General features: G+C 59.2%; 10 protein-coding genes. All 10 read left to right on the forward strand.

The window, feature by feature from the left end:
- Positions 1-398 precede the first annotated feature (398 nt).
- The 10 genes from BGIM_RS0141415 to BGIM_RS0141460 all read left to right on the forward strand — a co-directional run bounded on the left by BGIM_RS0141415 (position 399) and on the right by BGIM_RS0141460 (position 15,196).
- Positions 399-1,310, forward strand: coding sequence for a hypothetical protein (locus tag BGIM_RS0141415; RefSeq protein WP_020475486.1), 912 nt, complete (start codon positions 399-401; stop codon positions 1,308-1,310).
- Between the two features lie 175 nt (positions 1,311-1,485).
- Positions 1,486-3,333 (forward strand): redoxin domain-containing protein, encoded by a 1,848-nt coding sequence (locus BGIM_RS55240; RefSeq protein WP_020475487.1) that lies wholly within the window; start codon positions 1,486-1,488, stop codon positions 3,331-3,333.
- Between the two features lie 66 nt (positions 3,334-3,399).
- Positions 3,400-4,320 (forward strand): DUF4351 domain-containing protein, encoded by a 921-nt coding sequence (locus tag BGIM_RS0141425; protein WP_020475488.1) that lies wholly within the window; start codon positions 3,400-3,402, stop codon positions 4,318-4,320.
- 227 nt (positions 4,321-4,547) lie between these two features.
- On the forward strand, positions 4,548-5,636 hold the full coding sequence (locus BGIM_RS0141430) for a prenyltransferase/squalene oxidase repeat-containing protein (protein WP_020475489.1): 1,089 nt from the start codon (positions 4,548-4,550) through the stop codon (positions 5,634-5,636).
- Positions 5,637-5,758: 122 nt separating this feature from the next.
- The gene (locus BGIM_RS0141435; protein ID WP_020475490.1) at positions 5,759-6,820 is read left to right on the forward strand and encodes an AAA family ATPase; all 1,062 of its coding nucleotides are present in this window, start codon (positions 5,759-5,761) and stop codon (positions 6,818-6,820) included.
- 209 nt (positions 6,821-7,029) lie between these two features.
- Positions 7,030-7,989: a DUF58 domain-containing protein gene (locus BGIM_RS0141440; RefSeq protein ID WP_040892011.1), complete on the forward strand. Its 960-nt coding sequence runs from the start codon at positions 7,030-7,032 to the stop codon at positions 7,987-7,989.
- 133 nt (positions 7,990-8,122) lie between these two features.
- Positions 8,123-10,960 carry a BatA domain-containing protein gene (locus BGIM_RS0141445; protein WP_020475492.1) on the forward strand — a complete coding sequence of 946 codons (2,838 nt, stop codon included), beginning with the start codon at positions 8,123-8,125 and terminating at the stop codon, positions 10,958-10,960.
- Positions 10,961-11,031: 71 nt separating this feature from the next.
- Positions 11,032-11,211 (forward strand): hypothetical protein, encoded by a 180-nt coding sequence (locus tag BGIM_RS0141450; protein WP_020475493.1) that lies wholly within the window; start codon positions 11,032-11,034, stop codon positions 11,209-11,211.
- Complete coding sequence (locus tag BGIM_RS0141455; protein WP_020475494.1) at positions 11,208-11,750, forward strand: transposase; 543 nt, start codon at positions 11,208-11,210, stop codon at positions 11,748-11,750. The genes BGIM_RS0141450 and BGIM_RS0141455 overlap by 4 nt, the downstream gene beginning before the upstream one ends.
- Positions 11,751-12,115: 365 nt before the next feature.
- Positions 12,116-15,196, forward strand: coding sequence for a vWA domain-containing protein (locus BGIM_RS0141460; protein ID WP_020475495.1), 3,081 nt, complete (start codon positions 12,116-12,118; stop codon positions 15,194-15,196).
- Positions 15,197-15,367 lie beyond the last annotated feature (171 nt).

The following is a 15,367-nucleotide window of genomic DNA, read 5'->3' on the forward strand; positions in this document are numbered from 1 at the left end:
ACGATTTCCAAAGATCTTCACACGACTGCTGCGTGAGCGGTGGGGGTAGCCGTCACACTTCGGAAGCCACCCCCACCGCTCACGCAGTGGGGCTCTTGAATCTCTCACGAAGATGCTCATTGTCTCTGTTCTCGATTTTCATCTCAATCCCCCCGCAACATCTCGGTTTACACCCATTGGACACCCCATAGATTGGTTTAGCCGTCAGGTTAAATTCCGAAACTCCAGCGGAGCAAGGAGTTACCGCTCCAAATCCCCTCCAAGATGCTCAAAGAGCTCTTTCTTTTCTTTTTAGTGTGTCCAATGTGTCCAGTTTCATCCCCCGATTTTTGACCTTGGGAATTGTGTAACCCGGTTCCCGCGAGCGGGTTGTTCCCGATGAAAGGAACCACCCGTCGATGACCAACGATCCGTTTCCCTCTCCCGATCACCCGATTGATCGTCTCGTGCGGCAAGTCCGCGATGCCGAGGCCGCCCGGATTGACGGCGACCGAATGCTGGCCCGGCTGAATCAGGCGATGCCCGCCCGAAAGCGGCCCCTTCGGCGATGGCTCCTCACGGCGGCCGGGGCGATGGCGGCGGCTGTTTTGGTCGCCGTGTTCCTGATGGTCCCGAGTGGCAAGACGGTGGCCGCCAGCCCGGCCGAGGTGGTGGCCGAGGCGAAAGTCGCCCACACGGCCAATCTGGAGCAAGCCTATCGTGTGACCACCCGGTGGATTCCCGGCGGCCGCAAGAAATTCTTCTTCCCGGAGGTGGAGTGGGAAACCATCCTCCACGCCAAGGGAGACCGCTTCTATCTCGAACGGGGCGACGGCAAACCGGGTGCGTGGGGCCGAGACGAAAAGGGCCGGGCGTGGGCGGCGTTGGGGCCAAAACTGGCGATTGCCTTCGAGGGGGATGAAACTCCCGAGGCCATGCGCGAGTATCTGGATGTGCGGTCCATGCAACCGGCGCAACTGCTGGAGTATTTCCTGAAAAGTTGCGATCTGACTTGGGGGGACGAAGCCGCGATCCCCGGAACATCCCGGCAGATTGTGGCCACTCCCCGCGAAGACGCGGCCACCAGCTTGAAATGGGCCAAACTCTCCCTGCGAAGCGATCAAAACCTGATTGAGCGATTGGTGATCGAACGCCAGCCGCGACCGGGAGAAACCGTGCAGATCACTTTCGAGCGAATTGACCTACCGCCCCCCGACCCGGCGAAATACTCCCCGGAAGGCCACCTGGACCCCGGCGGCAAAGTCTGGGACCACAACCGGCCCATGATGCGGCTGCAGTTTTTCCGGGAGTTTTTGGGGCACAAGCAGTGACGCGACTCCGTGAAGCCGCGACGCGGAGTCTTCGGAGCGGAGCGCGAACTTGCGGCGTCATGTGACTGCCGTCGTTGTCAGCGATTGTTTGCCGGGAGTCCGCGCTCCGCTCCGAAGACTCCGCGTCGCGGCTTCACGGGTTCCATACACATCAACCATTCGGAGACAACAACACATGTCCTTCAAGCATCTCATTCTGGGAAGTCTGTTTTGGGCGTTTGCCCTGATTGCCCAAGCCGAGGAGGCGAAGCCGGTGGCCGGCTTTTCGCTCAAGGATTCGGCGGGGAAGGCGTGGAATCTGGCGGATCAGAAATCCAAGGCCACGGTGATTGTGTTTCTCTCGTGCGAATGCCCGATGAGCAATGCCTATGCGAAGCCGTTGAGCGATTTGAACACGAAGTTCAAATCGCAGGGCGTCACCGTGGTCGGCATCAACGCCAACAAGGAAGAATCAGCCGAGCAGATCATCGCCCATTCCAAGGAATACGGCATCAACTTCCCGGTGTTGAAAGACACCGATGGGGCGGCCGTCAAAGCCCTCGGGGCGAAGATGAACCCGGAAGCCTTCATTTTGGATGACAAGTTGGTCGTCCGCTATCACGGCCGGATCGACAACGGCTTCACCGGCCGGATGCGGCCCGCCCCCAAGACCACCCGCTTTGATGTGGTGACGGCCCTCGAAGAAATGCTGGCCGGAAAACCGGTGAGCGTGCCGCAAACGCAATCGTTCGGGTGCCCGCTCCCCGAAGCGGAACGGCAGGTGGCGAAAGAGGGGTCGGTCACCTATCACCGCGATGTCGCCCCGATTTTGCAGAACAACTGCCAAAGCTGCCATCGGCCGGGGGAAGTCGGGCCGTTTTCGCTGCAAACATACAAGCAAGCTGTGAAGTGGTCGGACGGCATCATCTCCGAGACGAAAGACCACCGGATGCCGCCGTGGAAGCCCGCCCCGAGCGAACTGCTGGTCGCCCCGCGACACTTGAAACCGGCCGATGTCAAGACGCTGGAAGCGTGGGTGGCCCAAGGAATGCCCGAGGGAAATCCGAAAGATGCCCCCGCCCCGCCGAAGTTCCCGGATGGCTGGCAGCTTGGCAAGCCGGACGCGATTTTGGAAATGTCCGGGGATGCCGTCGTCGCCGCGAATGGCAAAGACTTGTTCCACTGCGTCGTCTTCCCGACCAATTTCCCGGAGGATGTGTATGTCGCCGCCGTCGAAGTGCGGCCGGGAAATCCCCGCGTAGTGCATCACACCATTCAAGCGTTTGATACCTTTGGCCGCGCCAAAAAGCTGCTGGACGAGGCCCAGAAGAAGCAAAAAGACACCGACCCGGATCGCGGTCCCGGCTATTCGCTGTCGCGGGGCATGGGCTTCATCCCCGGCCCGGCCAACATGCTCGGCGGCTGGGCGCCCGGCCTTGTGCCGCAAATGATGCCCGAGGGAGTCGGCCAGAAGCTGCCGAAGGGCGCCGACATCGTGATGCAGATTCACTACCACCGCACCGGGAAGGAAGAAACCGACCGCACCAAGATCGGTCTCTATTTCACCAAGGGCAAGATGACCGAATACCTCACATCGGTCCCCGTGCCCGGCTTGTTCCTGCAAATCCCGGCCGGGAAAAAGGATTACAAAGTCGATTCCTCGGTGACGCTCACGGAAGATGTGATCCTGCGAACCGTGACCCCGCACATGCACCTGCTCGGCAAGGAAATTGAACTGACCGTCACCCTGCCGGATGGCAAAGAAGAGAGCGTCATCAAAATCCCGGAATGGGATTACAACTGGCAGGAAATGTACGCTTTGAAGACCCCGATGAAACTGCCGAAGGGAACCGTGCTGCGAACCCGCGCCACCTACGATAACTCGGACAGTAACCCCCTGAACCCGCGAAACCCGCCGATCCCCGTGCGGTTCGGCGAACAAACCGAAAACGAAATGTGCTTCGTCTTCTGCGGTGTCACTTCTCCGACGCTGGGGAACCTGAAGTTTAAGCTGAATCTGGGGAAGTCAAGCCTCGGCAAGTGACCGGTTGCGGCCGGATGCTGATTGGCGGATAATCCGTCAATCAGCATCCGAATGGAAACTCGCTCCGTGGATCACGATCAATTCTTCAAACGGCTGATGCACCTGTTCCTGCGGGATTTCTTCGAGATCTTCTTTCCCGCTTGGGTGAATCGCTTTCGCTTCGACCAAGTGGAATGGGTGGAACAAGAAGTCTTCCCCGACCCGCCGCACGGCGAAAAATTGGTGGTTGATGTCTTGGCAAAACTCCCCGTTGTCCCCGCCGACCCGCCACGGGAGAACGAACCCCGCGAGTCGGTGGCCCTTGTCCTGATCGAAACGGAAGGCTCAACTCGCCTCGCGGATTTTCGCCAGCGGATGTACGATTACACCACCGGAGCCGGCGACAAACTCGGGCTGGATGTGCTGCCCGTCGCCATCTTCCTGAATCTGCGGATGGAAGGCCGGAACACGGATGTGTTCGAGCGGTGGTTCTGGGAGCGCCGCATCCTGACCTTCGAGTATGATTACGTCGCCCTGCCGGGTTTGCGGGCCGAAGACTATGCCCATCATCCAAACCCCTTGGCGGCCGCGTGGTCCACGCTAATGAACATGGAGCGAGACCGCCGGGCTTTGGCGGCCGTCGAGGCGATGGATGTGATCGCCGCCAGCCCACTGGATATCGAACGGAAACATTTGTTATTAGATTTCATCCAATCCTATGCCCCGTTGGAAGAAGATCAGAAGCGAGATTTGAACGAACTGCTGATTGACCCGAAGCGAGAAAGGACACTGACCATGAAAAAGTTGTGGAGTCAGGAAGTAAGGGAGCAAGCATTGGAAGAAGGGCAACGGGAATTTTTTCTGAGACTATGTTTGAAGAAATTTGGCCAACTTCCCCCAGAAGATGTGCGGCGAAAGCTCGAACAGATGAACATTTCCCAGATCGACGAACTGGGGGTAAAATTATTGACCGCCAACACCCCGCAAGAACTCGGTTTGGCTGACTGAATCAATCTTGACCGGAGGCATGCCTGCTTTTGCTTCGGCGAAGTGCCTCCTCGTCGTCTACCCCGCTCACCCCGGTTTCCCTATTTTGTGTTTGACGCAAACTCTTTGGGAGTTTACACTTCTTCAAGCATTCTCTCCCGAACGGGGCGAATTCCCCGTGAAGTTTTGATGACTGACTCGTCTTTACGATTGGTCAAATTCCTGCCAGCCGTGGGAGAACTCTGCTCATGAGCCGTTTGTTCCGTGCCATGTGGGCCTTGGCCCTCGTGATGATTCTCGTTCCCGCGTCCCAAAGCCGGGCCGACGAACCCAAGGTGGATGTTCAAGAGAACATTCGCAAGGGGCTGGAGTGGCTCGCCAAAAACCAAAACAAAACCGAAGGCAACTGGGAGGCCAACGGCGGCCAGTATCCCACCACCATGACGGCCGTCGCCGGCATCTGCATGCTGATGGAAGGCAGCACGATGCGGGAAGGCAAATATAGCCAGAACATTAAGAAGGCCGTTGAGTGGTTCATGAAGCGGTCGCAAGCCAACGGCCTGCTCGGCAACCCGAACAACCCCACGGAAGCCAGCCGATATCTGTACGGCCACGGTTTCGGCATGCTCTTCCTTGCAAGCGTCTACGGCGAGGAAGAAGACGACAAGCGCCGCAAGGATTTGGAAAAACTGCTGACCAAAGCCGTCGATTTCTGCGGCAAAGCCCAGACGGACAAAGGGGGCTGGGGTTACGTCTCCGCCAACGAAGGCAGCAACTTTGACGAAGGCTCGGTCACCATCACCCAACTGCAAGGACTGCGGGCCGCCCGGAACGCCGGGATTCTGGTGCCGAAGTCAATCATCGACAAGTCGGTTGATTACTTGAAGAAATCCACCACCCCGGCTGGCGGGATTATTTATTCGCTGGCCAACGGCTTCGCGGCCAACGGCGGGGAACGCCCGCCGTTGACGGCCGCCGCCGTCGCCTGTGCTTTCAGCCAGGGGGAATACAAGTCCGAATATGCGGTCAAATGGTTGAAATACTGCCAGAAGAACATTCCCTTCGGCAAAGGTCGGCTGGCCCACGACGAATACCAGAATTACTACTTCGCCCAGGCGATGTACGTTCTCGGGGACGATGGTTGGGACAAGATCGTCGGGACCAAGGACGGCATGAAGTGGAGCGATTTCCGCAAGAGCATGTTTGAATACATCAAGAGCAACCAAGCCTCCGATGGCTCATGGACCGGCGGCTACATCGGCCCGGTCTTCGCCACCTCGGTGAACCTGACGATCCTGCAATTGGAAAACGGAACACTGCCGATCTACCAACGATGACCGTGGCCATGAGCCGGAAATCGAAAACCCCGGAGTGGGTTTGTCTTTCCGGCCCGATAACTAATGGCCAACCCTGATGATTTCATAACCTGAGTCAACACACTTACCCCATCAAAAGCCACATGACACAGCTTTCTTCCACGCTCGGAGCCAACGATCTGGAGGCCGTCGGCCGGATCAAGTCGGCTTTCAAGGATCTCAAGCAACAGCTCAGCCGGGTGATCGTCGGGCAAGAACAGGTCATCGAAGAGCTGCTGATCGCCCTGTTTAGCAAAGGGCACTGCATTCTGGAGGGCGTGCCGGGTTTGGCGAAGACCCTCATGATTTCCTCGCTGGCCAAGTGTCTGTCGCTGGATTTCAGCCGCATCCAGTTCACGCCCGACTTGATGCCGGCCGACATCACCGGGACGGAAGTGATCGAGGAAAACCGCTCCACCGGTTCCCGCGAGTTCAAGTTCCTCCCCGGCCCGTTGTTCGCCAACATGGTGCTGGCCGACGAAATCAACCGGACGCCGCCGAAGACGCAGGCCGCCTTGCTCGAAGCTATGCAAGAGCGACAGGTGACCGTGGGCCGCGTTCGGCACAAACTCACCAACCCGTTCTTCGTGCTGGCCACGATGAACCCGATCGAACAAGAAGGAACCTATCCCCTGCCGGAAGCCCAGCAGGACCGCTTCATGTTCAAGGTGTTCGTGAAGTACCCGAGTTTCCAAGAAGAAATGGAAATCGCCCGGCGAACCACCGCCCTCACGATGGAGGAGCCGAAGCCGGTCCTCAGCGGCGAACAGATCATGGAGTTGCAGAACCTCGTCCGCCGGGTTCCGGTGGCCGACGAAGTCATCAAGTACACGCTGGCCCTCGTGCGGCAGACCCGCATCACCGAGCCGGGCGTGCCGAAGTTCATCAAGGAATACCTCGCGTGGGGCGCCGGTCCGCGGGCCGTGCAAAACCTCGTCCTCGGAGCCAAGGCCCGAGCCCTGCTCTACGGCCGCGAGAGCGTGGCCCACGAGGACATTCAGGCGGTCGCCCTGCCGGTGCTTCGCCACCGGATTTTGGCGAACTTCACCGCCGCCTCCGAAGGGATCACGACGGACTCCGTCATCACCCGGTTGCTCAAGGAAACGCCGACCCGCGTCGGCGACCTGGAGAGCGACGAACGGTTCAAGAAAATCTTCACCTCCTGATCGGAATTCGGAAGGAAGAGAAGACTAACCACAAAGACGCAAAGGTCACACAAAGTTCCACGGAGAAGAAGAAAAAAGTTCTTCTCGGATCATCATGATGTCATCACGACCTGACAGTTCCGTGGTCGTTCGATTTCTTTGTGAAACTTTGTGTGACCTTTGCGTCTTTGTGGTTGGTCTTCTCTTCCTTCCGAATTCAGGATGAATTCATGAGCGCTCCGCAACGAAACGAAGAAGACCCGCGACGGTTTTTTGATCCCAAGGTGATCGCCCGCATTTCCCGGCTGGACCTTCGGGCCAAGACCGTGGTCGAGGGGTTCATCACCGGGATGCACCGCAGCCCGTTCTTCGGGCATTCCGTCGAGTTCGCCCAGCACCGCGAGTATGTTCGCGGGGACGACATCCGCCACCTCGACTGGAAGGTCTGGTCCAAGACCGACCGCTTTTACATCAAGCAATACGAGGCCGAGACCAACCTGCGGGCGCAGATGGTCGTCGATGTGTCCGAGTCCATGCACTACGGCGTGGAGAAGCACAAAAAAGCCGGGACGCTGAACAAATACGAATACGCCTCCACCGCCGCCGCCTGTCTCGCCTACATGGCCATCAAGCAGGGGGACTCGGCCGGGTTGATCGCCTTTGACGAAGACATTCGTTATCAGATGCCGCCGAAGTCCACGGACCTGCATCTCGACGGCATGGCCCAGACCCTGCACGCCTGCACGCCCCGGCAAAAAACCGACCCGATGAAGATCTTGAAGAAGGTCGCCGAGGCCACGCACGGCCGGGGGGTGATCGTGATCTTTTCCGATCTGCTCACAGACCGCGAACCCCTCCTCAAGGGGTTGGAAATGCTGCGGTCTCGTCGGCACGACGTGATGGTCTTCCATATTCTGGACGACGACGAAGTGGACTTCCCCTTTGGCGGCACGACCAAGTTCGAGGGGATGGAAGAGCTTCCCCAACTCCTGTGTGACCCGAAAGCCCTGCGGGACGGTTACTTGGAAGCGTTGGAAGAATATCTCGTCGAAGTCCGGCGTGGTTGCAGCCGGATGGGGGTCGATTATTCGCTGGTGAAAACAAGCGATTACATGGACGCGATCCTCTCGAAGTTCTTGCACATGCGCATGGCCAGCCGCAGCGGCGGCACCAAGGCCCCGACCGGATGAGGATTGGCCATGAGCGATGAGCCGTGAACTTTAAGCCAAACCACTGGTGGTTTTTTCTGACTCATCGCTCAAAGCTCATGGCTCACGGCCAAATCGGACACTGACAGATACCAACGGATAGAAACTCTGACGCATGCTTAGCTTATTTGCCAATCCGTTTGCCATGATTTTCGGGGTGTTGCTCATCAGCAGCCCGATCATCATCCATCTCATCAACCGGATGAAGTACAAGCGTGTCCGGTGGGCCGCGATGGAGTTTCTGCTCAAGTCGCAGAAACGCGCGCGCCGGAAGCTCATCATCGAACAATTGATCCTGTTGTTGTTGCGAATTTTGCTGATGTTGCTCGTCGGCCTGTTGCTCGCCCGGTTCATCGGATGCGACAAGGGGCGGGAAGGGCAGACGACGCTTCACGTCATCCTGTTTGACAACACCCTCAGCAACTCGGACACCATCCGAAGCGACGACGGCCAGAACCGCGAAGTGTATCAGGACGCCAAACAACTCATCACGGATCGCATCGGCGTCTCGGTCGTCCAGGCGACCAGTCCGCAGTTCGTCACCATCCTGCCGTTGACGGACCTCGACAACCCCCGCGATTTCGGCCGGTTGAACAACACCACGCTGGACGACATGCGGACCTACCTCGCCCCGACCAAGGCGTCGCTGATGCACGCGGACCTCACGGACGGACTGCGGGCGGCGAAAAAGCTCTTCGAGGCCGACGCCACCAAACGGCCGGTGCTGCATGTCGTGGGCGACTTCCGCTCGGCCGACTGGGGCGAGCAAAACAAGGTTCGGCTCACGGAAGCGTTCGAGGAACTCAAAAAAGCGGGCGTCGAAGTCCACCTGCTGGATGCCGTTTCCCCGGAACGATCCGAGCAAACCAAGTCGCCACTGTCGGCCGAGAACCTGGCGATCACGGAAATCAGCCCGGACTCGAAGATCGTCGCCAAGTATCAGTCGGTCGAGTTCACGCTGAAGGTGCGGAACTACTCCAACAGCGAGAAAAAGGCCGTCAACGTCCGCATTCGGGTGAACGGGGCCGAGCGTCCCGAGGGGATGGTGGTGATTCCCTCCATCCCGCCGAACGGGGAAACGGTCTCCAAGTTCGTGCTGAACTTCGACCGCACCGGCTCGGACGACGACGTGGTCGCCGCCATCGACAAACTGACGGATGCGAAACTCAACCTCCCCCCCGAGGAACGGGACACGTTGCAACTCACGGTCGCCGGCCGGTTCCCGGTGGTGAGCGCCCACTTGGAGGGGGAAGTCGGGGGCATCGCCGCCGACAACGTGCGGTATGCCGCCATTGAAGTCCGTGACCGGGTGCCAATCCTGATCGTGGACGACGGCCCGGTGGCCCAGCGCGGCACCAAGGAAGCCGAGTCGTTCTTCCTACAAAAGCTCTTCACGGAGCCGATCAAGGGCTACGACGTTCAGATCAAGAACTCGGCCGAACTGGAAACACTGAACCTCCAGCAATTTGTCGGCGTGTTCGTGTGTGATGTGCCCCGGTTCACCCCGGCAGCCATCCGGAACTTGGAAGACTACGCGAAAGCCGGGGGCGGCGTCTCCTTCTTCATGGGGCCGAACATGAAGGCCGACGTGATTCCTCTCTACAACGAGCAACTTTACCGTGATGGCAAAGGCATTTTCCCGGTGCCTCTCGACAAGGCCATCGGCCTCGACATCCCCGAAGACAAGCGGTCTGCCCTGAAGTTCATGCGCAGCCTGACCTACAACAAGAAACTGCTGACCAGCAAAAAGACCCGATCCCACCCGGCCTTGGAAAAGCTATACACGGACAATCGTGGGCAGGCCGTCAGCGAGGACGAGTACGAAAAGTTCTTCATCTTCGTGGTGATCGACCGTTATATCCGGGTGAACACCCAGGCGCTTCAAGCCGGCAATTCGGACCTTAGCACGCTGGTTTACCTCCAGAACACCAGCCCGATGGATGCCTACACGGACCGCGTGAACAAGCTGACGGATGAGTTCCCGATCACCGAGCCGAAGTGGGAACGCTATTCGGCCACGCTGACCAGTTACCGCACACAATTGCGGCAGATGGCGGCCAGCACCAGCGAGTTGTTCAACCTTGGCAAAGTGCTGGAATCGCTGCTCGACGATCCGGGCAACGAAGCCCTGAAGCGACCGAGCATGGTGAATTTCTGGGCCGCCGCCGAGAACGCGATTCTCAAGGAAAAGGTCGAGAAACTGCGGGATGAAGTTTCCTTCGGCGATCCGCTCTATCTGGCGAAGAGTTTCGGCAAAGGCCGCGTGACCGCCTTTATGACCTCGGCCGGGGCCTCTTGGAACGACATGGAGGGGTTCGGCAAGGCGTACTATCCGCCGATGATGATTAACATGCTTGGCTACATGGCCAGCGCTGGCACGGACTCCAGCCCGTTGCTCGGCCGCAAATGGGACTTCACCTTCGAGAAGAACAACTACGACGCCAAATACCGGACCGCCCGGTTTTCCGAGGACGTGAAGGGCAACAAGATCGGGTTCTCCTCGCTTGGCGAGAACCTGATGGCCACCGAGGAGCGAACAGAAGAAAAGACCAAGGACAAGCCCGAGGAGAAGAAGAGCTTCCTCAAGCTCGACTTCAACCTGGGGAAAGACCCGGGAACTTACCTCTTCCGCTTTGCCGAACGCCGCGCCGAACCGGGCAAAGCCGCCCCGGACGGCCCGGCGAAAGCCGACTTCCGGGTGCTGGCGTACAACGTGGACGTGGAGCATGAGGGCAACCTCGCCCGCGCCAACTCGAACGACATCACGCAAATCGCCAAGGCCCCGCTCCACACCGCCACCGACGAAAAACTGGTGGAATCGCTGCTGTCCCGCAAGCGGGATTTGTCCGAAAATCCGTGGTTCTATTTCGTGATGCTGCTCGTCCTGATTGCGGAGCAAGCGATGAGCGTGCGGCTGAGCTTCCACACCCGGTCGGATGTGGCGGCGGCGTGATGAGGTGGCTATGAAAGCCCCCGCAGCAGCATCAACAAGAGCCCCACTGCGTGAGCGGTGGGGGTTGCCTCATGTGGAAGAAAACCCCCACCGCTTACGCAGTGGGGCTCTTGAATGACGAAGTGGCCGGGGTTGCCTTGCACAGGAGAAACCCCCACCGCTCACGCAGTGGGGCTCTTGAGTGCGAAGAGGTTGGTTTGATGATGGAAGAGTCAAAAAAACATGTGATTTCACAAGGCAAAATGCCGTGACCCGGACATGGCTGATTACTTGGACGACTTATGCCACTTGGCTCCCCGGTGATGCTCGTGGTTTTGTCGGGGACATCCGGACTGATGATGCCGAGAAGGTGATACACAACGGTCATGGAACCGAATACGAGCAGGGCAACCCGGCGCTTCGCAAGGCGATGAAAGAGATTTTGTCGGGCGAGCCTGTTTGGCTCACACCGGAACAGGGCGTGGCCGTGGCGGGACAGATTCGGGAGACTATGGCTTATCGCAAGTGGATCTTGTTGGCGGTCGCCGTGATGCCGAATCATGCTCATGTGTTGGTGACGGTTCTAGAAACCGTTCATCAAAATACGATCCTTCGAGATTTGAAAGCGTATGCAAGCGGGGCGTTGAATCGATTGGGCGGCAAGACAACGGGTGGTCGGTGGTGGACTCATGGTGGTTCAACCCGGTTGAAGACAGATGACTGGATGATCCAGACGGCGTTCGCTTATGTGAGAGACCAACCCGGTGCTTTGTGTGTTTGGATTGATGAACACGCTTTGGCAGGTTTGTGATTGACTAAAATCAAGAGTTCCGCTGCGTGAGCGGCGAGGGTTGCCTTACAAGGGAGAAACCCCCACCGCTTACGCAGTGGGGCTCTTATTGGCGAAGTGGCGGGGTTGCTTCACGCAGGCAGAAAACTTGAAGCATGGTCAATCAAGAGCCCCACTGCGTAAGCGGTGGGGGTTGCTTCACGTAGAAGAAAACCCCCACCGCTTACGCAGTGGGGCTCTTGTGGGCGAAGCAGTGAGGCTCTTGCGGGGCGAAGCGGCAGGGCCTTGCTGGCGAAGTGGTTCGTGAGATGATGGTCGGAGTTTTAACACAGAGATAAACCCTATTGCATCAGCGACAGGGTGATTTTGAGAGATGAGAGCCGGGAATGAACGACAACGGCGTTCAACAAGAATCCGAGTTTGTGTTTCGGCGATTGACCGAAACCCTCAAGATTTATGGCCTCCACAAGGAGGTCAACGGGCATTGGTGGTTGCTCATCCTCGGGGTCGTGTTGTTTGTCGGGGTGGCGTTGGTTCTGTTCATGTATCGGAAGGACGCGCGCACCGTCCGGTGGTATTGGGCGACGCCGCTGGCGTTGCTTCGCATCTCGGTTTATGCCTGCCTCGCCCTCATGTTCCTCATGCCGGCCCGTCAGGATTACGATCGCGTCGAGAAACAATCCCGCGTGCTGGTTCTCATCGATGTGTCGGACAGCATGGCCCAGATCAGCGACGAGGTTTCCTCCAAGCCCGTCACCCGGCTTTCCAAGGTGCTGGACTTCATGAGCGACGACCGGGTCGCGTTCGTCAACAAGTTGCTCGACAAGAACCCGGTGTTTGTTTACCGCTTCGGCAACCGGCTCGACGAGGAACCGCAGCAATTCGAGAAGAGCAGCACCGACCCCGTGCCGGTGTATCGGTTGCCCGACGCCGAGGGGGCGCTCAACCGCATGAACGGCCGCCCTTGGGGCAAGGCCGAGTGGCAGGCGTATGGGTATGACTTCAAGCCGTGGATCATCCGCGGCCTCTCGGACGACGCGGCGGCCGCCGTCAAGGCCAACGCCGCGTGGGAAGGGGACAAGCCCGGCAACGCGGAATGGGCGCAGAAGTGGCTCGACAAAAAGGAAGACGCCTATCCCTCCGGCCTTACCCCGGCCGACAAGGCCGTGCTGCTGTACAACCGGGACAAGTTGCCGGCCCGTGTTGAACTGGCTCGCAGCCTCGGCTCGGCGACGAATGTTCCCGATTCCACGCTGGCCCTTATCAACAAGGAAGCCGGCAACATGGTCGAGGGGATCATCGTCTTCAGCGACGGCCAGAGCAATCTCGGCAACGAGGCGGTGCTGGCCGACTTGCGGGCGAGGGCCACGGCCGAGCGGATTCCGGTTTTCACCGTTGGCATCGGGTCAGAGCAAAAGACGATCAATGTCCGCATCACCGATCTTCAAGCCCCGGAACTCACCCCGCCGGACGAGTCCTTCAAGGTCATCATCGAACAGGACGGCGACGGGCTGGTCGGCCAGAAGGCCAAGATCGAACTCGAAGTCCAGCCCCCCAAGTCCGACGCCACCATCCGCGTCCCGGCCGAAGCCGTTTATCAGCCCGGCGAACCGCCGCACGCCCAGGCCGAGATTGTGCTGGACCCGGAGAAGGCCCCGGAGTTGCTCAAGAGCAAGGAAAATCCCAAGGCATTCGTCGAGGGAGAATGGCGGGTGCGGGCCGTCACACCGCGCGTCGAGGGAGAACGCTATCAGGACAAAGAACACGTCGGCGAGTGGACCGTCGTGAAGGTGCAGCGGAAGCCGCAACGGGTGCTGGTGATGTGCAGCGCCCCGAACCGGGACTTTCAATTCCTCATCACGCAACTGCTGCGGGACAAGGCCGACCTGAGCGTGTTCGTGCAAAACGAAGCCGGGACCGCCGGGAAGATCAACCTGCTGGAAGACGGCGAACGCCAGCTTCAACACTTCCCGGATCGCATCCGCGTCGAGGAAAGCCCGACTGAGACACCCGCGGAGAAGTGGTACAACATCGCCCGCTACGACGTGATTATCGCCTTTGACATCGACTGGACGCAGTTGACGACGGAGCAAATCGACATGCTCCGCACTTGGGTCGAATTGCAGGCTGGCGGACTCTTGTTCATGGCCGGGCATATTCACACCAAGCACCTCGCCCGGCCGGACGCGGGAGACAAGTTCCAAGCCCTCAACACCATCCTGCCCGTGGTTCCCGGCGACCCGGATCTCGCGGCCGCCAAGCGAACCGCCGACAAGCCGTGGCGGCTCGAATTTGAGAACCTCGGCGGCGACCTCGACTTCATGAAGATCGACGACTCCATCCCGAACATCGAAACAGGCTGGGAACGCTTCTTCACCGGCCGGGACGAAAAGGACGAAAAAGCCCGCGTTTTGCGGGGCTTTTACAATTACTTCCCGATCCGCGAACTCAAGCCGGTCGCCACGCCGGTGGCCCGCTTCCCCGATCCGAACGCGATCAAGATGCCGGATGGCAAGGCCCCGCCGTGGATGGCCACCATGCAATATGGCCAGGGCAAGACCATGTGGATCGGCTCCCCGGAAATCTGGCGGCTCCGGCAGTTTCGCGATGATTACTTCGAGCGGTTCTGGACGAAACTGATCCGTTACATGGGTTCGGGCAGCCGTCGCAAGCAAACGCAGCGGGGGCGGATCCTGATGACCAAGGAAGTCCCCGTTGGCGGCTACATCCGCGTGACCTCCCAGTTGCTCGACCCGTCGCTCGGCTTCATGCCCGCCAACAGCGACCCGAAGATCAGCTTCAAGCCGGTGGAACTGGACAAGTACCCGCCGGAGATTGAAAAGCTCCAGGGAGAAAACCAGATCGCCGCCGCCAAGGCCAAGTACCACGCGAAGTATTCCTACGAATACCGGATGAACGCGAAGAAGGGAGCCGAGGCGTGGCAGGGCTACTTCCAGCGTTCGCAACTCGCCTCCAGCGAGAAGTTCCCCACCGGCATCTGGCGGGCCGAGGTGGAAATCCCGAGCAGCGCCGAGACGCTGAAGCAAAAGTTCAACATCCGGCAATCGAACCCGGAACTGGACGTGACCCGGCCGGACTTCAACGCCCTCTACCGCATGGCCACGCCGGTGAGCGAGATCGTCGGCCGCCTTCCGGATGAAACTCTTGTCGCCAGCCTGCAAAAAGCCACCGCCGGCGGCCCCGAAGGGAAGCGGCTGGCCTTCAAGTTCGGCGACGAGGAATCCTTGAAGTTGATCCCCGATTGCATCAAGCAGGACGCGAAGACCATCCGCAACAAGGGCAAGGTCGATGATTACTGGGACAAGGGTTTCGCCCTCCCCTCGTGGATGACGACCTGGCTGACCGGCCCCACCGACCGCCCGATGCGCGTGGGTTATATGCTGTTGCTATGCGGCACGCTCTTGTCGGTGGAATGGCTGACGCGGAAGTTGTTGAAACTGGCGTGACCGTGAAGCCGCGACGCGGAGTCTTCGGAGCGGAGCGCGGGCCGGAACCCAATAAAATCCGGCCCCGTGTCAGTCATAGCCCGACGCGCAAGCGAGGGTGTGGGACTATCCAAGCACCCTCGCTTGCGCGTCGGGCTATGACTGACACGGGGTATTAGTTTTCGATGGGTT

The organism is Zavarzinella formosa DSM 19928 (genome assembly GCF_000255705.1).
Taxonomy (GTDB): domain Bacteria; phylum Planctomycetota; class Planctomycetia; order Gemmatales; family Gemmataceae; genus Zavarzinella; species Zavarzinella formosa.